Annotated in this window: 19 protein-coding genes and 3 pseudogenes; 13 read left to right on the top strand and 9 right to left on the bottom strand. The window is 51.5% G+C overall.

The window, feature by feature from the left end:
* Positions 1–19 precede the first annotated feature (19 nt).
* Positions 20–1,588, top strand: coding sequence for a trimethylamine methyltransferase family protein (locus ACR0J4_RS09995; RefSeq protein ID WP_170642948.1), 1,569 nt, complete (start codon positions 20–22; stop codon positions 1,586–1,588).
* A gap of 64 nt (positions 1,589–1,652) precedes the next feature.
* Here ACR0J4_RS09995 and ACR0J4_RS09990 read toward each other — a convergent pair whose 3' ends face one another.
* A complete protein-coding gene (locus ACR0J4_RS09990) occupies positions 1,653–3,047 on the bottom strand; it encodes an aminotransferase (protein WP_170642947.1) in 1,395 nt (464 codons plus the stop codon).
* A gap of 171 nt (positions 3,048–3,218) precedes the next feature.
* On the opposite strand from ACR0J4_RS09990, the gene ACR0J4_RS09985 reads away from it, so the two are divergent.
* Entirely contained in the window at positions 3,219–3,827 is a 609-nt protein-coding gene (locus tag ACR0J4_RS09985) for a TetR/AcrR family transcriptional regulator (RefSeq protein WP_170642946.1), read from the top strand.
* Between the two features lie 21 nt (positions 3,828–3,848).
* Here ACR0J4_RS09985 and ACR0J4_RS09980 read toward each other — a convergent pair whose 3' ends face one another.
* On the bottom strand, positions 3,849–5,660 hold the full coding sequence (locus ACR0J4_RS09980; RefSeq protein ID WP_170642945.1) for a BCCT family transporter: 1,812 nt from the start codon (positions 5,658–5,660) through the stop codon (positions 3,849–3,851).
* A 163-nt stretch (positions 5,661–5,823) separates the two neighbouring features.
* On the opposite strand from ACR0J4_RS09980, the pseudogene ACR0J4_RS09975 reads away from it, so the two are divergent.
* Positions 5,824–6,530 (top strand): annotated as a pseudogene (locus ACR0J4_RS09975) (IS6 family transposase).
* 102 nt (positions 6,531–6,632) lie between these two features.
* On the opposite strand, the pseudogene ACR0J4_RS09970 reads toward ACR0J4_RS09975, so the two are convergent.
* Both ACR0J4_RS09970 and ACR0J4_RS09965 read right to left on the bottom strand, forming a co-directional pair.
* Positions 6,633–6,863, bottom strand: a pseudogene (locus ACR0J4_RS09970) (alpha/beta fold hydrolase); the annotation flags it as partial.
* A 208-nt stretch (positions 6,864–7,071) separates the two neighbouring features.
* Positions 7,072–9,081 (bottom strand): peroxidase family protein, encoded by a 2,010-nt coding sequence (locus ACR0J4_RS09965; RefSeq protein WP_170642944.1) that lies wholly within the window; start codon positions 9,079–9,081, stop codon positions 7,072–7,074.
* A 488-nt stretch (positions 9,082–9,569) separates the two neighbouring features.
* On the opposite strand from ACR0J4_RS09965, the gene ACR0J4_RS09960 reads away from it, so the two are divergent.
* The 5 genes and pseudogenes from ACR0J4_RS09960 to ACR0J4_RS09940 all read left to right on the top strand — a co-directional run.
* Positions 9,570–10,376 carry an amidohydrolase family protein gene (locus tag ACR0J4_RS09960; RefSeq protein WP_170643052.1) on the top strand — a complete coding sequence of 269 codons (807 nt, stop codon included), beginning with the start codon at positions 9,570–9,572 and terminating at the stop codon, positions 10,374–10,376.
* Positions 10,373–10,750 carry a hypothetical protein gene (locus ACR0J4_RS09955; RefSeq protein ID WP_170642943.1) on the top strand — a complete coding sequence of 126 codons (378 nt, stop codon included), beginning with the start codon at positions 10,373–10,375 and terminating at the stop codon, positions 10,748–10,750. The genes ACR0J4_RS09960 and ACR0J4_RS09955 overlap by 4 nt, the downstream gene beginning before the upstream one ends.
* 8 nt (positions 10,751–10,758) lie before the next feature.
* Positions 10,759–11,871 (top strand): cytochrome c peroxidase, encoded by a 1,113-nt coding sequence (locus ACR0J4_RS09950; RefSeq protein ID WP_170642942.1) that lies wholly within the window; start codon positions 10,759–10,761, stop codon positions 11,869–11,871.
* 496 nt (positions 11,872–12,367) lie between these two features.
* Complete coding sequence (locus tag ACR0J4_RS09945; protein ID WP_170642941.1) at positions 12,368–12,646, top strand: hypothetical protein; 279 nt, start codon at positions 12,368–12,370, stop codon at positions 12,644–12,646.
* A 57-nt stretch (positions 12,647–12,703) separates the two neighbouring features.
* Positions 12,704–12,823: pseudogene (locus ACR0J4_RS09940) on the top strand (IS6 family transposase); the annotation flags it as partial.
* 763 nt (positions 12,824–13,586) lie between these two features.
* Here the strand turns inward: ACR0J4_RS09940 and ACR0J4_RS09935 are convergent.
* On the bottom strand, positions 13,587–14,270 hold the full coding sequence (locus ACR0J4_RS09935; protein ID WP_480555611.1) for an outer membrane beta-barrel protein: 684 nt from the start codon (positions 14,268–14,270) through the stop codon (positions 13,587–13,589).
* Between the two features lie 473 nt (positions 14,271–14,743).
* Here ACR0J4_RS09935 and ACR0J4_RS09930 point away from each other — a divergent pair, with 473 nt between their 5' ends.
* On the top strand, positions 14,744–15,169 hold the full coding sequence (locus ACR0J4_RS09930; RefSeq protein ID WP_170474643.1) for a GFA family protein: 426 nt from the start codon (positions 14,744–14,746) through the stop codon (positions 15,167–15,169).
* 273 nt (positions 15,170–15,442) lie between these two features.
* Here the strand turns inward: ACR0J4_RS09930 and ACR0J4_RS09925 are convergent, their stop codons facing one another.
* Positions 15,443–16,627: an amidohydrolase gene (locus tag ACR0J4_RS09925; RefSeq protein WP_170642939.1), complete on the bottom strand. Its 1,185-nt coding sequence runs from the start codon at positions 16,625–16,627 to the stop codon at positions 15,443–15,445.
* Between the two features lie 211 nt (positions 16,628–16,838).
* Between ACR0J4_RS09925 and ACR0J4_RS09920 the strand changes: the two genes are divergently transcribed.
* Positions 16,839–17,213, top strand: a complete 375-nt coding sequence (locus ACR0J4_RS09920) for a cupin domain-containing protein (RefSeq protein ID WP_170375224.1) — start codon at positions 16,839–16,841, stop codon at positions 17,211–17,213.
* Positions 17,214–17,541: 328 nt separating this feature from the next.
* On the opposite strand, the gene ACR0J4_RS09915 is transcribed toward ACR0J4_RS09920, so the two are convergent.
* Positions 17,542–18,279, bottom strand: coding sequence for a DUF1194 domain-containing protein (locus tag ACR0J4_RS09915; RefSeq protein WP_170375226.1), 738 nt, complete (start codon positions 18,277–18,279; stop codon positions 17,542–17,544).
* Between the two features lie 245 nt (positions 18,280–18,524).
* Between ACR0J4_RS09915 and ACR0J4_RS09910 the strand changes: the two genes are divergently transcribed.
* Positions 18,525–19,247 carry a type 1 glutamine amidotransferase gene (locus ACR0J4_RS09910; protein ID WP_170642938.1) on the top strand — a complete coding sequence of 241 codons (723 nt, stop codon included), beginning with the start codon at positions 18,525–18,527 and terminating at the stop codon, positions 19,245–19,247.
* Here ACR0J4_RS09910 and ACR0J4_RS09905 read toward each other — a convergent pair whose 3' ends face one another.
* A complete protein-coding gene (locus tag ACR0J4_RS09905) occupies positions 19,248–19,589 on the bottom strand; it encodes a hypothetical protein (RefSeq protein ID WP_170642937.1) in 342 nt (113 codons plus the stop codon). It lies immediately after the preceding gene.
* A 107-nt stretch (positions 19,590–19,696) separates the two neighbouring features.
* Positions 19,697–20,425 carry a FadR/GntR family transcriptional regulator gene (locus ACR0J4_RS09900; protein WP_480668460.1) on the bottom strand — a complete coding sequence of 243 codons (729 nt, stop codon included), beginning with the start codon at positions 20,423–20,425 and terminating at the stop codon, positions 19,697–19,699.
* Positions 20,426–20,509: 84 nt separating this feature from the next.
* Here ACR0J4_RS09900 and ACR0J4_RS09895 point away from each other — a divergent pair, with 84 nt between their 5' ends.
* The gene (locus ACR0J4_RS09895) at positions 20,510–21,853 is read left to right on the top strand and encodes an NAD(P)/FAD-dependent oxidoreductase (RefSeq protein WP_170642936.1); all 1,344 of its coding nucleotides are present in this window, start codon (positions 20,510–20,512) and stop codon (positions 21,851–21,853) included.
* A gap of 68 nt (positions 21,854–21,921) precedes the next feature.
* Positions 21,922–23,397: a glutamine synthetase family protein gene (locus ACR0J4_RS09890; protein WP_170375234.1), complete on the top strand. Its 1,476-nt coding sequence runs from the start codon at positions 21,922–21,924 to the stop codon at positions 23,395–23,397.
* Positions 23,398–23,403: the final 6 nt, after the last annotated feature.

The following is a 23,403-nucleotide window of genomic DNA, read 5'->3' as shown; positions in this document are numbered from 1 at the left end:
CAGAATTCGGAGAAATACTATGACAGAATTAACGAAGCGCAGATCAAGACGGCGCGGGGGTGGGCGCGAAGCACGTGCAGCCGTGCGAACCAGCAACGTCGCTTCGCAAGCGATCTGGCCGGGCATTTCGGGTGGGCGCTACAAGCCCCTTTCAGATGCTGACATGTCAAATATTCACGAGGCCGCCCTTAGCATTCTGGAGCGTACGGGCGTCGGTGATCCAACGCAGGAAGTTCTCGATCTCGTGCTGTCCAAAGGGGCGACGTTGAACGAGCATGGTAGGCTGTGCTTTCCTCGCGCGTTGATGGAAGATCTTTTGGCTAAGGCGGCCCGTGAGTTCTATGTCCATGCACGCGGATCGCGGGCCGGCAAGGATGACATGCACTGCACCAAAGACAAGGTGTACTATGCGAACTCCGGCACCGCTGTGACAACGTTTGATGCGGAAACTCGCAGTTACCGGCCGTCGACGCTCAAAGACATTTACGACTTTACCCGATTGGTTGACCGGCTCGATAATATCCACATGACCGGTGATACGGTTTTGGCAACGGATGTGCCACAAGACTACGAGCACGACATGAGCATGCTCTACGCCATTCTGGCGGGTAGCGAAAAACCATCTTGCCTGACGTTCCGTACTCGAGAGCATATTCAGGACGCGATTCATCTGTTCGATCTGGCATCAGGCGGGGAGGGTAAATTCCTCGAGAAACCCTCAGTCATTTTTGGCGGTTGTCCCATAGTATCCCCGCTCCGGTTTGGGCGGGAAAACTTGGAGATCCTGATTGATACAGCGAAGATGGGGCTTGTCTGCGATTTAGCTGTTCCGCCACAGGCTGGGGCGACGTCGCCTGCGCCTCTGGCCGGGACTTTGGCGCAAGCCGTAGCCGAGACCCTATCTTGCGTCGCAATTGCCAACCTGATTAACCCGGGCACCCCCGTCGTCTTTGCAGCTTGGCCGTTTATTACTGACCTGCGAACTGGTTCATTTACGGGTGGCAGTGGTGAGCAAGCATTGATATCCGCGGCGGCTATCCAAATGGGCAATTTCTACAACCTGCCGACCAGCGTTGGTTGCGGCATGACGGATTCCAAGATTCCTGACGCACAATATGGTCTGGAAAAGGCGTTGACTTTCGCATTAGCGGCTCATGCTGGGGCCAACAGGCTCTGCGAATTTGGCGGTATGCTCGGCAGCCTGATGGGTTGCAGCTTTGAGTCCATGGTCATCGACGACGAGGCCGCGGGTATGATCTCACGAACCCTGCGTGGTATCGAGGTGAGCGACGACACTCTGTCGGTTGACGTCATCCACGAATGTGCAATTGATCCCGGTCATTTCCTCGGCAACACGCAGACCTTGCAATACATGGAGACTGAGTATGTCTATCCAACCCTGATGGATCGGGAGCTAACCGATACTTGGCAAAAAGCCGGTCGTCAGGATATGTTTGAACGGAGCCGGTCAGTCGTGAACGACATTCTATCCAATCACTATCCAAACTATTTTGGCAGCAAGGCGGATGCGGAGGTTCGGTCCAAGTTCCCGATCAAATTGCCACCAGAGGTGATGCGGGCAGGTTAAACGCAGCGCACTTAAGCGAAGGCATAGCAACCATGAAAATCGCGATGGCGCGCCGAGGCAGTTCCTAAGGTTTAAACGTACCCTGCTGCTTTAGGTCTTCGGTTGCCAGCTGGATACCTTTTTCAAGGACGTCGAACATCTGGTTCAACTCGCCTTCGGTAATGATCAGAGGTGGGGAAAACACGCACATGTTGATGATCGGCCGCAGAATCAGCCCGTTCTCCTGACAATGATGATCAATCAAAGCGCCGACAGATTTATCTAGGTCCAGTGCATTATCTGCTTTTGCGTCTGCAACACATTCGACGCAGCCAACGAGCCCCATGCCGCGCGCATCACCGACGAGCGGCAAATCTGCCAGAGCCTGGAGGCGCTCTTCGAAGAGCGGCGTGATTGCGCGGACATGTTCCAGAACGCCGTCGCGCTCCATGATTTCAATCGTCTTCAGGCCTGCCGCCGCGCTTACTGGATGGCCTGAGTAAGTGAAGCCGTTTGAAAACGTAGCGTTCTGCGCATTGTCTCCGCTTACATCTGCAATCAGCCGGTCAGAGATGATACAAGCCCCCATGGGTACGTACCCAGACGTCATGCCTTTGGCGCAGGTTATGATGTCGGGCTTAATCCCAAAGACGTCTTCTGAAGCAAACCAATGTCCAAGCCGCCCAAATCCGGTTACGACCTCGTCTGAAATATACAGGACATCGTATTTCCGGCAGATTTCAAGACAGCGCTGATGATACCCCTGCGGAGGCACAATGACGCCACCAGAGCACAGTATCGGTTCAGCGATGAAGGCAGCGACCTTGTCTGCTCCGGTTTGCAGTATCATGTTCTCCAGATCTGCAATTTTTTCGTCCAGAAAGTCATCGACCGTCTGATCGGGGCGACGTATATACGGATTCACGTTCGGCAAAAACCGCGTCAGGTCCGAGGCTTGGTCCAACCACCCTTTGTCGCGCTCTTTTCCGGATACCGAGGCCGCCAAATAGGTCGATCCGTGATATGCTTTCTGGCGCGAGATCACGATTTTCTTTTGAGGTTTTCCCAACAGGTTATTGCGAAATTGTACAAACCGCAGAGCGCTATCCACGGCCGTTGAACCACCGGTCGTGAAGAACACATGGTTCAAATCGCCCGGCGTTCTCTTGGCGATTTCATGTGCCAAACGGGCCGGAGTTGAGTTGGCGTTGTTGAAGGGCGAAAAATACGCCATCTGTTTCGCCTGCTGAGCCATCGCATCGGCAATCTCGTTGTTTCCATAGCCCAATTGAATGCACCACATGCCAGCAGGGCCGTCTATCAGGCGCTTTCCGTCCTCTGTGACGACATGAACGCCAAGGCCGCTTTCGGCAAAGGTTCGTTCATTTTGGCCAAGGTGTGACATCCCTTCCCAAGGGTGCAGGAAATGTTCGTTGTCCCATTCTCGTATGGACCGAAAGTCGGAGTTGAAAAGGGTCATGCAGCACCTTAATGTAATATAAATCACAAATTGAACAAGCATTCATTCAATGTCAATCCTTGAACTGTCTTAACGCTAAATGCGAGAAGACAAAGGCGACTACCCCAGTGAAGGAGAAATAAGATTAATCTCGAGCGTGATACACCAACCAATGCCCGAGACCTGGGTAAATTGCAGAACCGAAAGCTGCTGATCCAATCGGCTGCGGACGCCATTTATAGATACGGAATACGCGGAACAACTTCGGCAAGAATCCAAGAATTGTCGGGATTATCGCAAGGGATGGTCAACCTACACTTTGGTTCCAAGGAAAAGCTGCTGCTTGCAGTGGCTGAGGAATTGTCAGTCCGATACACGGAGCAGTGGACGGCCATTGCAGTCAATCCAGAGTTAGACCCGGCAGACAAGCTAGTCTCTATTATAAAGGCAGATTTCGACCCACTGGTCCTAAATGCGCGGGACGTCGCGATCTGGTTTTCCTTTCGGGCTGAAGCGCTCTCGAACCCGAACATATTTCCTTTCATCGACTCGCGCGACAAAGGTTTCCGCGCGGTGATCCTGGAGTTGTTGGAACAAATAAAGGGTGAAGGCGAATACGAGGATGTAAGCGCCAAACTTGCAACAGACGCGTTGGTTGCTTTGTTGGAAGGGCTTTGGACCGACTACCATTTGCACTCAGATATCTTCAACCCCTCCGAGGCTTTGAAGATCTGCCTGTTTGTGCTGCAATCGATGTTTCCTAAACACTTTGGCACTCGGTCGATCCGCGGGAGTAGGTGACTGGGAACTAGCCACGGGCAATCACGAACCCGTCCGAGTCTTGTGGTTCAATCGGCGCAAGTCGTTGATCATTGCTTTGGCCAGAGAGACGCACATCAGTAGCAAAACGACGCTGAACGGCAATGCCCCGATGATCATCGAATTGGTCAATGCTTCCAATCCGCCGCCGCCAGCGATCAGCAGAGTTCCAATTACAAGAGTCAGAAGAACACCCCAAAGGATACGATGAAGAAGGCCGGTGTTTTCAGACCCGCCGGACATGATCGTGTTCATCACAAGGATGCCAGAGTCGGCGGACGTGACAAGGAATGTCATGGTTAAGAGCACACACATGACACTCACTACCGCGAGCAAGTTGCCCGATATCATTTCCCCCAATGTGACGAACAGGGTTGCCGTCGTTGAAGCTGCGAGGATTGATCCACTTGCATTCCCATTTAGTTCCAGGTCGATGGCCGCTCCACCCAGAATGGCCATCCACGCGAAACAAACGAGGGACGGGGCAATGACCGCGCCAAATATGAACTCGCGTACGGTTCGCCCTCTGGAGATACGCGCTAGGAAAAGGCCGACAAAGGGCGAAAACGCGATCCACCATGCCCAATAAAATGTAGTCCATCCGGCCTGCCATCCGAACAACCTGCCTCGTGTGCCCGCGTCATAAGCTGCAGTCTTGGTCGCGTCAGAAAGATCGGCTGTATCGTTGCTCAAACCCTCAAGATAGGTTGCTTTTGTTCCCCAGGGATCAGTTGCACCCGCGAAGAGTTCGCCGACAAAGGGCGCAGCCTCAGCTGGCAATGCGGAGCCAAACTCGCCTTCGGAAATCGGTCGAAAAGCTTGGAAACTCAGCGGGACAAAGTTTTTGATATAGTCAACCAGTGCTGTGGCGTAGGTCGTCGCCGCAAAAGCGAATGAACCATAAACAATGAATACCGCCAGCAATACCAGTGAAAAGAGAAGATTAATATTTGACAAGTATTTGACACCACGCCCCACGCCAGAGACGGCTGAGAGTGTCGACATAATCATAACAACGATCAACGCCGTAATTAGGCCGGCGGTCGACGGGATCACTTTGGTTACTTCTTTTTCAACAAGCCAATTCGCACCGGTAATTAGAAACGCACCGTCCACCAATTGAGAAACGCCATAACCGATCGTTACCGCCACGCCGAGTATTGTCGCAACGACGCCGAGTACATCGACCACATGGCCTGCAACACCGTTTGAGTATTCTCCAAGCAATGGGGTCAGTGCGGTGCGGATTGTTAGCGGCATGCCTCTTGTAAACGCATAATAGGCAAGGCTAAGGCCGGTGACGACGTATATTGCCCAGGCGTGAAATCCGGTGTGCAAAAAGGTATAGCGGTAGGCTCCATCAATAGCGTCCTCGCTTTTGGGTGCGACTTCCCCGGAAATAGTCAATGGATTTGTTTCCCAAAGGCCGAGTGGTTCGGCGGTTGCATAGACCATTAGGCCCACGCCTAGACCCGCCCCAAACATCATCGAAAACCAAGAGAAGTTTGAAAATTCCGGTTTCTCATCTTCTAAACCCAGCCTCATTCGGCCGGTTGAAGGTATGAGCGCGATAAGGAAAAGGAAAAATACAAATAATCCAACGGAAAGGTTGTAGAATGTGTTGAACTCGGCCAGCACTCCTGACTTCCAGGATCGCAGTGTATCGTTCGCAGATAGTGGCCAAACCAGCGCCCAGAGAACGAGCAGAGAAACCGAAAGTTTGCTTACCAGCGCAATCGGCAGGCTATATCCTTTGTAAAAGCCAGTTCCCTGAGTTCTTATTTTGAGTTCTGTGAAAGGTTCTTCAAGCGCCATGTTTTCCCGGTCTTACATAAATTGACTGCTTTGCACGCCGCGGTGTCAGTCGCTGGGTTTCAGACTATTTTAGTTTCAGCCAGATTAGGAGTGTAGCAGCGGGATTGGTCTTGTCAGAAGAACTTTGCTTGAGCGGGGCAGGGCGGTTGCGTAGCTTTTACCCATGACCAGACCTGTCTCTTTCAAATACTTCAAAACCAGCCCAGAGATCATCCGCCTTGCGGTGATGCTATACAACCGTTTCCCGCTCTCGCTTCGAAATGTGGAAGACTTATTGCACGAACGGGGAATTGAGGTGAGCCACGAAACCGTCCGATATTGGTGGAACCGTTTCGGCCCGATGTTTGCATCAGAGATCCGAAGAAAACGGGTTCAGCAACTCCGAGCCTTTTCAAAATGGAAGTGGCACGTGGACGAAGTATTCGTGAAAGTGAACGGCAAGCGGCATTATCTTGGCGGGCTGTTGATCACGAAGGTGAGGTGCTGGAAGCCGTTGTCACGAAGCGTCGAAACAAAGCTGCAGCACTGAAATTCCTCAAGAAATTGATGAAGCGGCATGGTTGTGCCGAAGAGATCGTCACAGATCGCTTCGCTTCCTACAAGGCTGCGCTCAGAGAAATGGGCGCGCTTGAAAAACAACAGACGGGCAGGTGGCTCAACAACCGAGTCGAGAATTCGCACCTCCCGTTTCGACGACGCGAACGCGCGATGCAGCGTTTCAGGCGCATGCGAAGTCTACAGAAATTCGCCTCCGTCCATTCCTCCGTCTACAATCACTTCAACCAGGAAAGATCGCTGACCAGCCGGGACACCTTCAAGCTGACCCGCGCCGCCGCTCTCGCCGAGTGGCGTCAACTTTGTTCCGGATAGGTGCGCGGTTTTCGCAGCAAACTGACACTGGTTCGAATTCGTCTGACAGCACCCCACCAATGCTCGGATAAGCTCAGGTCGCTTAGCTGCCACACGCAGAGCAACTGCAGAACCCATGGAAATACCACCGATTACCACAGGACGGGAAGCCTTTGCCTCTATGAGCGCAATTGTGTCGTCTGTGAATTGTCTGATCGAGAAGTCATCAACAGGCCCGGTTTCTGAGTCGCCATGTCCGCGAAATTCCATCGCGGCAACACTTGTAATTGTGTCCTTCGGAAAAGCCTCAATTGGAAATTGAGCGGTGTCGCACAAACCGCGTTGAAACACCATGGTATCGTCTGTGAATTCGCCGTGTACCGAGAACTTTATCCCGTCGGAACTAAATGCGGATTTATTGGCCAACTTATTTTCCAAACATGACAAAGGTAGTGGATAAAATCGCAAACAGAGCAGGCCCTGTTTGCGAATACCAGAGGCAAATTTTCTGACTGTGTATGAAGTCTTAGTCAATTGCCAAAGTGTTGCCTCTCGTCAGCATCTAGGCAATCAAGTCTAGGCTACTGTGGTCAACGCTGATCGAGATCTGTGTCTCTAGATCATCCGCCTCCACGATGTCTCCAGCGATCAGGATTTCCTGTTCCTCGACTTCGCTTCGACGACCGTATGACAACGTTAGCAGCGTTGTGATTTCGTCGTCCTCCACTTCGTAGCTGATTAAAACACGCGAGGCACTGCCATCAATCTGGATCATATCGTCATCTGCTTTGCTAAAGTCAGCGATGAATGCTCCGCCTTCTTCAAAGACAAACCGGTCGGTTCCGCTACCGCCAACCACGGTATCGCCGTTTGCTGCGGTGATTACGTCATCGCCTTCAAAGCCAATCAAGAGATCGCGGTCATCGGTCCCAGTGAGAACATCGTTTTCATTGGTTCCGCCGATACGTCCAGCAGCAAAGAATACATCCTCTTGCTGATGCTCGATACCAGTGTTTGCCGCAATCACATCCGCCAGAGTCGTATCCCAGAGGGCCTTTACGTCACTTTTGTTCAGATACCCGGCTTCACTCCAATAGGCATCGCCATCCCGCAGACGCAGGAACTGATCGACTATCACTGCCGAGAAGGTTTCACCTAGAATACCGCCGTCTGCGGGGTCTTCGGCCAGCCCGCCGATCCAGGCGTCTAGGTCGTCAACACTGTCGTAAAGGTCCGAAAGCGTTGCCGCTATTTCGGCATCCGATGTCACGCCCGAGAAGTCTTCCGCCCGTTCCAGACCGAACGCTTCACGCAGGTCGTTGTAGCTGGCGACGCCAAGGTCTCGACCGCGCTGAATATTGATCGATGCCAAATCCAGCCCGAAGGACCCATCGGGAGCAAACAGGAAGGAACGTACGTCCTCGACGACCATAGTATCAAGCTCTTGGGCTGTGCTTCCCATCAATCCGCGTAGGATTGGATCAATTCCCCCTGCGTCTTCAATGGCTTGCGGGTTTAAGAAGGCATCCTGCAGCGCAATAGACCCTTCCGCGATGCTGCTGCCATCTTCGTTAAGACGCAACAGATCTGACGACAAAAGAGAATGGCCAAACCGATAGGCCGCAGCTGAGAATTCGACTGCGATACCCGGATTGATCGTCGGATCATATCCGTAATAACTAGAGATAGCTTCTTCACCGACGAGGATTGGTAGGAAGTCGTTGAAGGTAATCGCCTGCAACTCTGCCTCGACCCGCATGCGGGCTGCATCAAAAAGCTCTTCTTCGGACAAACCAGGCTGTCGTTCTGCAAGTGTATCCACCCACCGGTTGTGTTCGCGCGCGAACAGTGTGTGCAGAGACGTCAGCGCGATATTCTCTGCTGCGCGTACGTCCCCCGCAAGAACACCGCCATCCTCGGTTTGAACTAGCAACCCATTGTCGTCCAGTATCAGATAGGCTCCATCACGCAGTGTGGCGGCTGTAGCTTGGTCAGAGCCATAAAGCATACTGCCATCAATAAACGCCGTGATTTCGTTGTGATATGTGCGCTCAAAATCCTCGCCACTGCCTTCAACCGGATCAGCCCGGAAGAAGGAAATTACGCCGCCGGGCTCAAAAACAGTATCACCCACAGGGGCGACGATCGGAGCGAATTCGGTGTCTCCGCCCTCGGTCAGGTCAAGGTCATGATCAATAAACTGACCCCAGGCCCAAACCATATCGCTGATACCAAAACTGCTGGGAATCTCACCTTCCTGGGCAACAACCGCATTGGAGATTGCACGTGGATTTGGTCTGCTGACGTCCATCTCTCCGATACCATCCACAAAACTGTTTGGTGCCAGTCTAAGTAGGTCCTGTCCGGCAGAACCCCAGTCAACTTTCGCCGCGTTGTTGCCGGTTCCATCTACGGCGCGAGCTACTATCTCGCTTACATCTTCGGAACGTGGGTTTTCGTCTCGGCCATGTCGATCTTCACGTTGACGATCACCGCGCTCTTCGAAGTTCTCGTTTGACCGGCGGTCTTGTCGATCGTCTCTTGGTTGTCTTCTTGCGGAGCTCTGCTTCATAGCGCACCTCTCTTGCCACGCGCCGAGGTAATCAGCGCGCATTGTGAATGTTCATGTTCAATTTGAGCGACAGCCGAGTGAAAGCCGCCGCAGATTGGGTGCACCCCGACCCAGCGTTACAAAAATCCGCAATAATAATGAGTTAAGAATTCATCGCGCCTCGATGCGAGCAACAAGCCGCTAGTTCTGAGAAGTATAGGCGGTCGACCGCTTGGATAAGCGCAAACCAAAAAACAATACCCGTTTCTTGGATGAGTAGCGCTTGGTCGCAACACTCGAGAAAAACGCTGAGACCGTTTGTTCCGCAAAGCAGACATTGAAAAGAGTTGCGACGAATGATTGCTCTGCGGACAAAGCAGGCGTTCTACGCGACCAAAATCAACTGGCAAAATGATTGGCTTTATACTGGCCGATCGTCGTAGGCTCTGGACGTTCTGCTACGATACACCACTGTCAGAAATGCAATAGTTCAAATGAGGAAGCTTACGGTGCTAAGATATCTCCTTCTCTTTGCCTTAGTCGTTTTGAACGGTACAGCGACCGCAGATGACCGACCAATCTTTGATGCGCATATTCACTACAGTCACGACGCTGTGGAGCTGGTCCCACCTGAACAAGTGGCTAGGATTTTGCGGGATGCTGGCGTGCGAAAGGCGCTTGTTTCCAGCTCTGATGACAATGGTACTCAACTGCTCTTGGACGCAGCGCCAGATATCGTTGTCCCGGCACTTCGTCCTTACCGTCGTCGCGGAGAGATCAACACCTGGATGCACGACGAAACTGTAGTCGACTATCTGGAAACAAATCTGGCGAAGAACGAATACGAAGCCATCGGCGAGTTTCACGCTTATGGCAATGATATCAAAACGCCGGTCATCCAGCATATGATCGCTTTGGCAAAAGAACGGAATTTAATTCTGCATCACCACGGCGATCGCGAGGCGGTTGACCTGATTTTCGAAACATGGCCCGAAGCCCGCGTTTTGTGGGCCCATTCAGGCTTTGTCGATCCTGAAAGTGTGGTCGACGCCCTGGACACCCACCCTAGACTCTGGGCCGATCTAGCGTTTCGTTCAGGTATGATTTCACAGGGCCGCGTCGACCCTGGTTGGAAGGCCGCGTTTGAAGCACATCCCGATCGTTTTATGGTTGGCACGGATACATTCGCCCCAGAGCGTTGGTACTACGTTGGCCCTCATGCCGACTATTCGCGTGAATGGTTAAGCCTTCTTCCAAATCAGATTGCAGACAATATTGCGTACGTAAACGCGGAACGTATGCTGGCAACAGAATGAACCTCTGGGCTTTTTGGTTTTTGATTTCATCAGGGCCGGTCGCTGCGTGTGAAGCGGTGGGGCAACGCGCAGCTTCAGATGCCGCAAACGCACCTGAGGTCTATGTCTCGTCAGGAGTCATTCCACTGGCTCAACCGTTTTCCATTCTAATCGAAGTCTGCAATGAAACTCCCGTGAGGGAAATACTTGTCGATGCAATCATGCCGGCTCACCAACACGGTTTAAACTACACTCCCAAGGTAACGGCGTTGGACGAAGGAAAATTCCGTATCGATGACCTGTTGTTTCACATGCCAGGTTTGTGGGAACTGCAAGTGGACGTCGACTACAATGGGCAATCGGTTTCCTATACAAGTGAGCTTGAGCTGAGATGAGGCTTTGGGTGTCAGTCGCGTTGGTGGTCTTGGCAAGTGCCGCGAATGCAGAAGTTTTGTTGTCTGAAGACGAAATTGAACAAACGCTTTCCTTCGGACCGTGGCCACCATCTTTGCAGCCGGATCCAAGTAACAGAGTTTCAAACGATGCCAGCGCGATTGCGCTCGGCGAGGCTTTGTTCAACGATCCGTTGTTGTCCGTCGATGGTGCCTTTGCCTGCGCAAGTTGCCATGATCCTGAGCAGGCATTTACTACGAAAGAAGCGCGCGCATTCGGCCGGATTCTGCTAGATCGGAACACGCCATCTCTGAGAAACCTAGCGGGTCTTCGATGGTACGGTTGGGGCGGCAAGAGTGACAACCTCTGGGCCGCCAGCTTACATCCCATCATCGAAGACGAAGAGATGGCGCACAATAGAGAGAGTCTGAAAGCAGCAATTTCTGACAGTCCGTATATTTATGACTTTGAGAAAATTTTTGGTGAGATCCAAAAGCAAGACCCAGAATTGGTTTTGGTAAACACGGCCAAAGCTTTATCAGCCTACCTGGAAACTTTAATTACAGAACCGACACAATTTGACGATTTTAGAGACGCGCTGGAACGCAGCGATTTTGCCGAGGCGGCGAACTATCCTGAAGCTGCACAGCGAGGTCTTCAGTTGTTCTTGGGACGCGGCAATTGTGTGTTTTGCCACAACGGTCCAAGATTCTCCAACAACGAGTTCCACGACGCCGGCGTACCATATTTTCTAAACGGAGCCGAAGTAGACGAAGGGCGGTTTGGCGGATTGAACATATTACTATCAAGCAAATATACCCTGGACGGGGATTGGAGCGACGATCCGGATAAGCAAGGGGCTTGGGCAGTTCGCGGTGTGCGCAGGAGCCATTCTGACTTTGGAACCTTCAGGACACCCAGCCTGCGGGGCGTAGCCGAAACAGCGCCCTACATGCATAACGGCAACTTGGTCGACTTGGATGCGGTAATCCGACACTACAGCGAAATTGACATGGAACGGTTGCACTCTGATGGTGAAGCCATACTCGCGAAATTGAGTTTATCCGAGCAGGAGATTGCAGACTTGGTTGCGTTCTTGGTGACGCTGTCTAGCAAACCTTAGACCTTTACCCGAGAGGAATTTGGGGTTTTCCACTTCTCTGAATAGTTAGACCTAACGATGGGATTCCGCCTTGGGCTCGGAGCGGTCATTCGCTGCACCTAGCGTGAACGACCGCTATCCCGGGCAGAAAGCGACCCGGATTAGGCGCAGTGCAACCAAGATGGCGCAGAACTATTCAGAGGGTTGGTACTTTGCCGATTGCGACGATCTTTTACTCGAGTGGAAACGGGTGGACGCGAAGTACTACAAGGAAGTGTTCTTGTAAGACTTCAGCGTGTAAATGCAAACGTGTTTGTTTCCAATGCGGCAAGGAAAGTTATTGAATGCATCGCAAAACGCTGTTTCGAGAACCGCAGACGAAACGATCCAATAGTTGTTCCATCTCAGAGTGCCTACTGATTAAGAATAAATAATGTTCGCGTAATCCTTACCAAAGCTTCGAGCACCAAGTCCATTGTACTTCATATCACTGGGTTAAAAGGGTGTTTTAGTAACAATGGTTTATGAAATCGGTGTAGATATGGCGCTCTCGGCCATGAAGGTATCTTCGGTAGTAAGTGAAAGAGATGACCAACTCTACGCAATGGGAGTCTGTGAGGCGATGGGACTTACACCTCGTGAGGCTGCCTTAGTAATTTTGGCTAAAGATAGTGAATTTGTTAAGCCCAGAGAAACGGAAATATGCATCAAAAAATGGGCACGCGAAGGAAGTTTGAATCCGACAGAACCTGCTGTCGCTAGTGCCCTTTCGAGGCTCGGCTATAGCGAGATTTAGGGTCTTGTCAGAAGAACTTTGCTTGAGCGGGGCAGGGTGCTCTCGTGGCCTTCGCGCATGATTAAACAATCGCCATTCAAGTACTTCAAAACCAGCCCCGAGATCATCCGCCTTGCAGCAATGTTGTACATCCGTTTCCCGCTTGCGCTTCGGAATGTCGAAGAGGTCTTGTCAGAAGAACTTTGATTGAGCGGGGTAGGGTTGTTGCGTAGCTTTTGCCCATGACCAGACCTGCCTCATTCAAATACTTTAAAGGCAGGGCAAAATGTGGTGGTGATCCAAATACCCGCGCCGTCAGGATCTGGGATGACAGACAGCGCGGGCCATAGTCTGGTCATGGGACTGCCCAGACTATCTGGAACTCGTATTTGGGCAAGCAAAGTTAACCAGATTGGTGTGGCCACTGCTTCACGACAGTGTTTTCCCAATTGGTAACCAACTACCTGCATAGTTCGCCCCTACTTTCAAAAGCAGGACTGCGAGATCTAATACTCACGCAAGCATGGTCCGCGCGATAAAAATATTCTTCCCGCGCGTAAAAATACTTGAATTGTTGCATCTTGGATTCAAGTATTCGAATGCGTGGCAAATTTGTATTACCTCTGTTGCTCACGCATTCGCCAGATTTGTCTGGTTCGCCTCTTGGTGACGTGGAGTGAGTGGCGTCGCCAAGAGGCCATCATTTGTTTGAAAGGCAGTCTTTAGAAGAGCTCGAGTTTACAATTGCATAGCAAACTATGGGCCCTGCCAAGCAAATGATAGTATCGTCTACAAAGTGGACATCCAGCGTGGTCGAGGGAATAGCTGCTCCTACCCCAAACAAGAACTGTCTGTCTCAAGCTTTCGCGGAAACAGCAGTCTTTGCAAATCCATTGCTTCGTGTAGCGCTATCGCACCCGTGTCACGCACGCACAATTGCACACAGTTCTTCAGGTGGTAATCAAAAGCGGTATGTCGCACCGATAACCGGCCCCGACTGACTGAATGTAAAGTCGTTGCCGTTGATCTCGTGATCGAACGTGATGTAGCGATATCCGCCTCTAATCATCCATCTTTCGTTTATTGAGTAATCCGCGGTCAACAACACTTGCCAGGTCTCACTGTCGCTGCTGAATCCGCCATAGTCTAAAAACGCCGTGCCGGTCCACCTGTCTGAGAACTTAAACCGAGCACGGGCTCCGACAACGGGGTCAGTCCAGTCTGCGTCCACAGTGGTTGTACGCCCTGGCAACGCTCCGGGTGACAGCGTGAACTGAGTTTCTGTACTAAACCACCTGAAACCTCCTGCAACGTCGACCTGTACAGTTGAATCTTCATAGACCCGGTAACCAACATAGCCGCTCAGAAACTGCGTCTTTAGCGACGTGTCCAGCCCGGAAAATGCGGTGCCAGGTGTGTCATCTCCGAAAGAAAGGTCGGTGTAGTTGTAGTCAGCCAATAAGCTCCACCGTCCATTGCTGGCAGCAATTGTACCCATAAACGCAAGGTCCAAGTTGCTTAGCGCGTCCGAAAAACTGAGCGTGGCATCGATGTTGCCTCGTGGAGTGTCCAGCGACGTTTCGGTCTCTGGCATGAAGAGGTAAATAGTGGCTTCGAAACTCCAGTCGCTGGAATGTGCTGCCATAGGTGCCGCCAAAAACGCTAAGCTTAAGAACGCGGTTCTCCATGTGGGAAGCCGTTGCATTGTACCCTCCAAACAAACACCGACTGCAAGAACATTCGACAGCGAAGGCCTGAACTTGCATTCCAGCATTCTGATGTGAATTAGAGTTATAGCATTGATCTGAATCAATATGATCCGCGTTCTACGCAGTGCAGAAAGAGCATATCATTTAGAGTTAGCATCAGCTTAGGTGTACTGAACTTGGATAGAATAGCTGCTCAAACGATCCGTCAGTTCTTGATTTGAGGGAAAACCCGTTCGGTACGCGGAGCCGCCATTGGTCCAGTTAGCAAGCCCCGCATAAAACGTCGGATGACCGGTGTGCGCCCAAATTGACCCTGAGTTCCGACGTTTTCTGCTGATGAAACGTCCCAAAAAATCCACCCCAAGATTTGATTACGCTCTATTTTCTCAGTGGTTTGGAGGAAAATCGAATGACGACTCGCGGTTATTGTCTGTGTAAAAAAACAAGCTGGGTTTACCACGGTGATCAAACATGGGCATGCTATTGCCACTGCGACGACTGCCGTAGAAATTGCGCCGCGCCGGTGGTTGCTTGGTTCGGTGTGCCGATAGAAAACTTTGAATGGACTGGTGATAAACCACGCACCTATGAAAGCTCTAAAGGCGTTTGTAGGCACTTCTGTGGAACTTGCGGGTCACCAATTGGGTTCGAAGCCGATCACTATCCAGGTGGTATGCACCTCTATGCTGCGTCGCTCGAAAGCCCGGAAAATTTCAAACCGTCTTTTCACGTTAACAACCAAAGCAAGTTGCCTTGGTTGCAAATGAATGATGATCTCGACGCGTTTGAAGGCACATTGTTAAACACCCCTAACGACCCGGACGGATATCAGTAGATTGGGACGCCAACTAGTTTTCCATCTTGCAGCTTTGTCCGCAATTCGGACATAAAGCCTATTTTGCTGAATGCCCGGTCTCGGTGAAAGCAGACATCGCACAATATCACCTCGTTTTTCGACTTAAATGTCTGCTGCTGCCGGGTGCGGGCACTGTTGTGCGCTGAGTGGATGGCGGCAAAGTCCGCGCCACGAACCGGTCTAATCGCTAATGCCGTCGGATGACGACTTTGAGCCCAAATTGGATCGGTTCATTTTCTTCCTACTTGGAAGTTAGCCATTTTCGTTTTGGGATGTCGTGACCGGCAGGCGATTTCGGACCAATTCCACGAACCACTCGACGCCCGGCACGATTGCATCGTCGTTAAAGTCGTATTCGGGGCTATGCAATGGGGCGCTATTTCCGTTTCCAATATTGACAAATGCACCCGGAGCTAACCTTAGCGCCTGTGCGAAATCCTCAGAAGCTCCCATGCGATGCGCTCTAGAGTTGGTTTTGCCAGGTCCAAATACTGCTTCTGCAGCTACTATTGCGTGCTGAGTTGCACGATCGTCATTAACTAGGGGGATAAACACCCGATCGTAGCGTATCTCGGCAGAGCAACCATGAGCTTTGGCTGTACCTTCAGCGATACGGCGCATGGTTTCTTCGATCTGCAAACTAACGTCGTCACTGAAATGACGGCAATCGCCCTCTATTGTGGCCTCGCTGGCGATCGCGTTCTTCACGTTGTCACCCTCTATCGACGTAACGGAGACTACAGCAAGTTCAGCTGGGTCAATCACCCGAGCCACGATAGTTTGCAGTTCGCTCACAATCGAACAAGCGCATAAGATTGCATCTTTACAATCGTGTGGACGAGAAGCATGTCCACCACTACCACGCACGACGATCCGGAACCCATCTTCCGCCCCCATGAAAGGCCCGGATCGCACTTCAAACGATCCCACCGGCAATCCGGGTTTGTTATGTAAGCCGTAGATCTCGTCGAACGGGAAACGCGACCCGAGGCCGTCACGGATCATCGCGTTCATTCCCTGACCCCATTCTTCAGCGGGTTGAAACACAAATTTTACGGCACCGTCAAAACCGCCTTCACTGGCCAAGACCGCCGCCGCACCCAGCAGAATGGTAGTGTGCCCATCATGGCCGCATGCGTGCATGAGCCCTGGTTTAGCCGAGGAGTAGGACAGATTAGTGGTTTCCTGGATCTTCAAGCAGTCCATATCAGCGCGAAGCGCGATTGTGCGGCCGCCGGTTCCAAGGCGCAACGTGGCAACAACGCCCGTGTTGCCTACAGCCGTTTCAATCTCCTCGATGCCAATCTCACGTAGTCTTTGGGTAACAAAGCGTGCGGTGTCCTCTTCTTCGAAACCAAATTCAGGGTTTCGATGCAGGTGTTGTCGCCATTGACGCATTGTCTCGTCGAGTTCAGCGGAAACTGAGTAGTCGTTCATGTGATCTATCTTTCGTCACGTTCAGCGAAACAGCAATAGCTTTTAACCAAAGCCGTCTTTGTTCGCATTGTGGTCGTTCGCATGACTTTGGTGATTGTTCGCACCGAGCCTTGGGAAGGCATCATTATCCAAACAGCGCCTAGACCGTTTGCCCAGTGTAAAACACCTAGACATCATGTAGTTTGATCACTGTTGATGGAAGGAGGCACAAATGAAAGTCATTAAGCCAAATCAAAGAAAAGTCGCCAATGTTTACGACGACGCCGCCTTTTCACCTTACGATCCTTCAGGATTGAATGAAACCGGCACCCATTTCATTCAATTGAATCCCGACTCAGAACGAGATGTTGGCTTTTACATCTACCGAATGGCACCCGGTGCTCGGTCGACACCCCATCGACACGGGGGAGCGGAAGAATTTCTTATCGTTGATGGCGAATTGATTGACAACGACGGAACCACCTACAGGCAAGGCGATGTCGTCTGGCTCGCAGCCGGGACGGAGCACTCGTCTTACACGGAAACCGGATGTTTGGTGGCCGTCTATGCAGAAGCTGCGGAAAAAGCGCCGGGCAATGACAATTAGGCCAAGTCAATTTTTGGCGAAAGCAGTTATCGCCGCCAAAAAAAAACGGGTTTTACTCAACAACGATCGGCAGCTTGGTCCACTGTGCGGCCATGTTATTCCTTTAGGATAGTGTATTGAGACCAAAACATCTACCAATGTCTACTCCTGCAGAGGCTTTTTGATATCGGGTCACAATTGCCACCGGATTTCCTGTTTCTGGCCGTTGCCCGAAGCAATTTACGAATAGTCCACTTGTGTATGCGCCGTTCGTTGAATTCTTTTTCACCCGTTTTCCAAGCATCTCGCATGAAAAATCCAAAGTAGCCAGTCCATTCAAACGTAAGGTCTAGCGAGGCGGGTATCCGCTGTGGCCAAAAACGGGTAGGGTGGTTTCCCTTATTAGTTTTCTTTTCATCGCTTGAGCATAGTCTTCGTATCCATTCGCAATCATTGCAAATGCTGCACTCCCATGGATAACCTCACGCTCAAAATATCTTTGAAGCTCATTTTGAGTTAACCATTCACCCACGTTGCCTTTTTTTTCTGGCTTCGGATCCCCCACAACCAAAGCATTGACTGTTACGTTCGTAAAAATATTGAGTTCGTAAACGCGCTTAGGAGGTGGGCCTATGTTGTTTTTGCCATCTCCCGACACGTCCACGGTCTTTTGCCAGCATTCCTTTTTTTCTTCGAGAAGTTCGCCTGCAAACAATAGTGCAGTGCTAAGCGCCGTCTTTAAGCCTGCACGCTTCTTGCGATACGACCGAATTCGATCAATAGCGGCGTCGATCGCGTTCTGACTGTCTAGTATTGTCCAAGGTTGAATCAAAAACTGATGATTTTGGGAACTCCATTCAAAGACAGCAAGGTGAACCGGGGTTTCAGGTTCCTTCAAAATAGTTGCCCGTACTTCGGCGTTGTTCAGTGCGTAGGAAAGACCATTCAATTGTTGCGCATATTCAACTTCGTCTACGGAGCCAGATACATCCAACGCAAGTACAAGCGCCAGTCGGCACGGTTCTGCTCGTACAAGCGCTGGCATCAGCAACGATGAATACAGTACCAGTATGGTTAGTCTACGCATGCCCGATCTTCGCAGGTTTTTGTTCAATAGCTAGTGGTTTGCATGGACCGGTTTTTTTTTTGGTCTTTTTGAAGCCTCTGGGTTTTGACGAAAGTAAACTCGTTTTGACGTCGAACCGCAGGTTGTGTTTGTCGCTGTCTGTTTGTGGCCGGGAGACACTTGTTGAGTTGGTGGATAACACCCACGACCTTTCGCAACAGGAAAAAATCGTTCTACAATTAAGTTGACCTGAAAAAGGAAGGGCTATGAAGCTTCTAGTATTGCAGCACGCGACCGTCGAACATCCAGGCGTTTTCCGCAATTTCCTTAGAGAGGACGGTCACAGTTATGATGTGGTCGAACTGGATCAGAAACAACAATTGCCTTCACTGGACGGATACGAAGGTCTGTGGGTGATGGGCGGTCCCATGGACGTTTGGCAGGAAGACGCTCATCCATGGCTGAAAGACGAAAAGGCTTTCATTCGCGAGGCTGTAGAAGTCAGAGGTCTGCCTTTTCTAGGCTTGTGTCTGGGGCATCAGTTATTGGCCGAAGCCTTGGGCGGAAGCGTGGGGCCATCTGAGACACCTGAGATCGGTGTTATGGACGTTCAGCTTACCGAGGAAGGAGCTTCTGGCGTTATACTGGATGGTTTGCCAGATCGCTTTCCATGTCTTCAATGGCATTCGGCAGAGGTTACGCAGATGCCTCCGGGGGCAACTTGCCTTGCAACTTCGCCAGACTGCGCCGTTCAAGCTATGAAATGGGGGACGCGTGCCTATTCTGCGCAATTCCACATCGAAGTAGAAAAAGACACGGTTTCCAATTGGGCCGAAATCCCCGAGTACCGGTCGGCATTGGATGACGCTTTGGGCGAAAACGCCACCGGGCGTCTTGCTGCCGATGTTTCTAAGCATATGCCGGAGTTCAATGCTATGGCAGAACGACTCTACATAAATTGGATGCAAACCTCCGCGCAGGCTCAGTAATCAGTCAAAGTGTTGTGCTCGACCTGGCTCGAAACGAAGGAAGACGAGCGTTCTGTTTTGGCCAGCCTTGTCTTTGATAGAAATAGCATAAACACCTTTTTCATGCGCCCATTCCCTTAGGTCGTAGCTGTCGGGGTGGTTCACCTGCTCATCTGGCTTCAAAAGACTGCCATTTCTGCATTTCGTCAGCGTGGTCCACATTGCCGAAGCCTGATCTTCTGCGGAAGGGCTCCTATAGGCGTGGCTCCAGTAACAGGAAACTCCGGTTGTCGAAAAAGACGATAAATAGGTTGCGCAAACTGCGCCTTCGGGTGCCGTACCCGAAGCGGTAAAGCGGTTCAACGCGTCGACTGTCTCGCATTCACTTGCCAGCGCAGAATCGGGTAGTACGCCAAATACTCCGGCACAGATTGCGCCGAGAGACCTTAGGTTTGGACTGGGCAAGCGCACTACGCTTCCGCTGCACGCATAAGCGACAATCGTGCAGTTTCTAGATGCTCTTTCATTTTGACAGCGGCGCGCTCGGGTTCACGTGAGCGCAATGCGTTGAGAACTTCGCGGTGCTGCGCATTGTATTGTTGGATAATCTCTTCTTCGAGTGTGAGATGACGCATGCGGGTCCACTCGTCCAAGGATCGCACTGTATTAATCTGACTAATCAACCAAATTAGAAGGTTGTTTCTCGTCGACGCGGCCAACCTGCGGTGAAAAGCCGTGTCTGCCTCGGCAAATAAAACAGGATCGGTCTGAGCCGCCTCCATTTGTGTGCAAAGCGCTTCCAGTGCCTCAAAGTCTTCTCGCCTACCGTGCAGAACGCTTAGGCGGCAGATATGTGGTTCCAAAGCAAAGCGGGCGTCGATCAGTTCCAATGGAGTAGCTTCTTCAACGGCCGGTGGAACAACATCCTGTTTTGCGGCCGTAACATACGTGCCGCTCCCGGCGCGGGTTTCCAACAACCCTTCCTTCTCGAGTTGGTAAAGCGCGTCGCGCAGCGTGTTTCGCGCGACCCCTAGCTTTTCCGCCAATACTCTCGACGGCGGCAACCGCTCGAATCGCTGAAATTCTCCTTCTTCGATCGCACGTCTCAGCTCTGTTGCAACGTCGGAGAAACTTCGTCTTCCCATTTGTGATCCATTTTTTAGTCCAATAATAAACCAATTTTGCAGTTTTTGCCCCAAAAGGCAATTATTGGTTCAAAAGTTGTTGATTTTGGTTTGCGGTGCGGCTCTTCTTCCTAGCGTGACCCAATGACGAGGAAACTCATGGCATTCCCTCAACATGCAGACTACGTGATCATCGGTGCAGGTATCCATGGCATATCTACGGCTTGGAAGCTGGCTGAAAGGTTGAAAGAACGTGGCGAAGAAATTGAGGGCCGCATTGTCGTTCTGGATAAAAGCGGTATCGCTGCAGGAGCTTCTGGGATTGCCTGCGGAGTAGTTCGCAACAACTATTTCCAGCCTGCAATGCGCAAGCTCATGGCCCATTCGGTTGATGTCTGGGAAAGTGATCCAGAAGGGCTATCGTACCACCCCGTCGGTTACATGCAAATATCTTCCGAAAGCATGCGCGAAGACGTGGGGTCGATTTATGCACAGCAGCAGGCGATCGGTTATGAAAGCGTCTTCATTGAAGGTGAAAACGCCTGCACGTCGTACATGCGTGGCTATTTTGGGGACTGGCAAGCCCAAAAAATAACATCCGTATTGCACGAAAAGCGTGGTGGTTTTTCTAATCAAACCAAGACAATGTACGCACTTGCGGAAAAGGTCGAAGCGCTTGGTGTCCGTATCATTACCGGGGTCGAGGTCGTCGGCTTCGAAGCCATGAACGGGTCTGGTGCGATTCAGGCCGTTGAAACGGACAAGGGCAAAATTTCATGTGAACGCGTCATCATCGGTGCTGGCCCCTGGGTCCGCAACTTCTGGTCAATGCTCGACTTGCCCGGCCAGATTACTGTTAAGGATCTGCAAGGTGAGGTGCACGAAGGCGTAGATATGTGGCGCTTTTGGCAACTTGAAGAAGGCGTGCTGAATATTGATCCGAACATCGGGCGGGCTGATGACGGTAGCCTTGCGCCAGTCATACATGTGGATACCGATGCGCCCCTGAAATCGACCGTCGATGGTTCCATTATCACACAAGAGATGTGGGGCATCTATTACAAGCCCGATTGGCATTTTGGAGGTATCCAGGGAGGGGCGAGCCCCTACAAAGTTGAAACCCCCGTAGACGAAGTGCAAATCGATCCTTACGGACCGTCTTCTCCGGAATTTGTTTCAAGCCATGAATTTGCTCATATGTGGGTGAGTGCACTCGCCCATTGTCAGGCACGCTATGAAGGTATGATGCCAAAGTACCACAAGGAAGCATCGGGAGGGATCGGCTGTTTCACGGCGGACAGTTTCCCGGTTTTCGATCATTTCCGAGAAAACGTCACAGTGATTGCAGACAGTAACCACGGTTGGAAAATGCTGGGTGTTGGTCACCTGATTGCGGACGAAGTGCTTGGGGAACGACAGGAACTTCTGGAGCCGTTCCGATTTGATCGGTTCGCCAAGGGTGAACTGCACCCTGTGTCCAACAGCCCTTATCCGTGGAGTTAACAGAAATACCAAGTTCGCATTGAAGAGCGCCGGAAGAGTGCTCCGTCAAGCCAGCAAGGAGATAGAAAGTGGCCACCGATCTTGAAAGATTTGTAGACGCGCCGGGACGCGATGAGAAAATCAAGCAGGTACGGGAAATGATCAATGCCAAAGGCATTGAGTATCTCTACCTTCAATTCGTGTCGGTCACTGGAAAGATCATGGGGAAAGGTATCCCAGCTGATCACTGGGAAACCGTTGCCAAGAAAGGGTTCCAGCTTGTCTACGGGGCGACGGTAAACCTCTTCACGGATCGTGCTGGCAACTATCTTGGATATGGTCCGGAAGCAGCTGAACTTGTAGGCATTCCTGAACCGGAAACGTTTATGCAACTGCCCTGGGCTCCTACGATCGGGCGTTTCTATTGCACATTGTTCCGGAACCGAGAGGAAAAAGAAAATCCGGGTGGTTATCTTACTTCAGATTGCCGCGGAAACCTGCGTCGGTTGCATGAAGAATTCACCAAAAAACATGGAACAAAGCTGCGGATCGGCACTGAGCCCGAAATGATGTGGCTGAAGTTTGACGAAGACGGCAAACCACGCGACGGGTTTTCAAAACCATACTGCTATCACATCGACCAGTTCGAGAGTCTAAGACCTGTTTCCATGCAGGTGATCCGATATGCTCGCCAGATGGGCTTGGATATGATCCAAGGCGACCATGAGGATGCGCCAGGCCAGCTTGAACTGAACTGGATGTTCGACGACGTGTTGCGCAACGCCGACAGGTTGACAACATACCGCCAAATCTGTGCGCAGGTGGCGCGCGAGAACGGAATCTTCGCCTGCTTTATGACGAAACCTTTCATGGGTGTTTCAGCCAGTGGCTGTCATCACAACATGAGTCTTTGGAGAGGCGGCGAAGACGAGTTCGTTCGCACCGGCAACGATCCGGACGATTTGCCAGGGATGAAAGAAAACTACATGTACGTGAAGGGTGGTGAGAACACGTTCATGCCCGACACCGATGATCCTCAGATGCCCGGAAAGGAAGGGTTGAAGGCCATCGGTGGGGTTGTCACCCATCTCCAGGCTTTGACGGCCATTGGGTGTTCCACTGTGAACTCCTATCGGCGCTTGTGGGATACAGGTTTTTGGGCTCCTGTATTTGCAGACTGGGGTTTTCAGAACCGAACGACTGGCCTTCGCGTTTCGGCGCCGGGACGTTTTGAGTATCGCTCAGTCGACTCGATGGTGAACCCATACATTATGGGTTCAACTCTATTGGCGGCCATGGATGACGGGCTGGATAACAATCTCGATCCTGGTGAGCCTGAAGAACGCAATATCTATGAGGCGATGGCCGAAGGTAAAGAAGTGAAGAAGCTTCCGATGTCCCTTGGCGAGGCTTTGGATCATCTGGATGCAAACGAGGTGGTCAAGCGTGGCATGCCGGGCGAGATGTACCGCCTTTACGAAGAGTACAAACGCGATGAGTTTGCACGCTTCATGTCCACCGTCACCGAATGGGATAACGAAATGTATATGGAGTGCCTGCCTTAACCGGAG

It is taken from the genome of Ruegeria sp. B10 (genome assembly GCF_056539825.1).
The sequence above is the reverse complement of the archived record's forward strand: the minus strand, read 5'-3'. Positions and strand labels throughout refer to the sequence as shown.

Excerpts from the sequence above, each read along its gene's own strand:
- ACR0J4_RS09995 (WP_170642948.1), top strand. The coding sequence starts at position 20 with ATGACAGAATTAACGAAGCGCAGATCAAGACGGCGCGGGGGTGGGCGC.
- ACR0J4_RS09990 (WP_170642947.1), bottom strand. The coding sequence starts at position 3,047 with ATGACCCTTTTCAACTCCGACTTTCGGTCCATACGAGAATGGGACAAC.
- ACR0J4_RS09980 (WP_170642945.1), bottom strand. The coding sequence starts at position 5,660 with ATGGCGCTTGAAGAACCTTTCACAGAACTCAAAATAAGAACTCAGGGA.
- ACR0J4_RS09965 (WP_170642944.1), bottom strand. The coding sequence starts at position 9,081 with ATGAAGCAGAGCTCCGCAAGAAGACAACCAAGAGACGATCGACAAGAC.
- ACR0J4_RS09955 (WP_170642943.1), top strand. The coding sequence starts at position 10,373 with ATGAACCTCTGGGCTTTTTGGTTTTTGATTTCATCAGGGCCGGTCGCT.
- ACR0J4_RS09945 (WP_170642941.1), top strand. The coding sequence starts at position 12,368 with ATGGTTTATGAAATCGGTGTAGATATGGCGCTCTCGGCCATGAAGGTA.
- ACR0J4_RS09935 (WP_480555611.1), bottom strand. The coding sequence starts at position 14,270 with ATGGCAGCACATTCCAGCGACTGGAGTTTCGAAGCCACTATTTACCTC.
- ACR0J4_RS09930 (WP_170474643.1), top strand. The coding sequence starts at position 14,744 with ATGACGACTCGCGGTTATTGTCTGTGTAAAAAAACAAGCTGGGTTTAC.
- ACR0J4_RS09925 (WP_170642939.1), bottom strand. The coding sequence starts at position 16,627 with ATGAACGACTACTCAGTTTCCGCTGAACTCGACGAGACAATGCGTCAA.
- ACR0J4_RS09920 (WP_170375224.1), top strand. The coding sequence starts at position 16,839 with ATGAAAGTCATTAAGCCAAATCAAAGAAAAGTCGCCAATGTTTACGAC.
- ACR0J4_RS09915 (WP_170375226.1), bottom strand. The coding sequence starts at position 18,279 with ATGCGTAGACTAACCATACTGGTACTGTATTCATCGTTGCTGATGCCA.
- ACR0J4_RS09910 (WP_170642938.1), top strand. The coding sequence starts at position 18,525 with ATGAAGCTTCTAGTATTGCAGCACGCGACCGTCGAACATCCAGGCGTT.
- ACR0J4_RS09895 (WP_170642936.1), top strand. The coding sequence starts at position 20,510 with ATGGCATTCCCTCAACATGCAGACTACGTGATCATCGGTGCAGGTATC.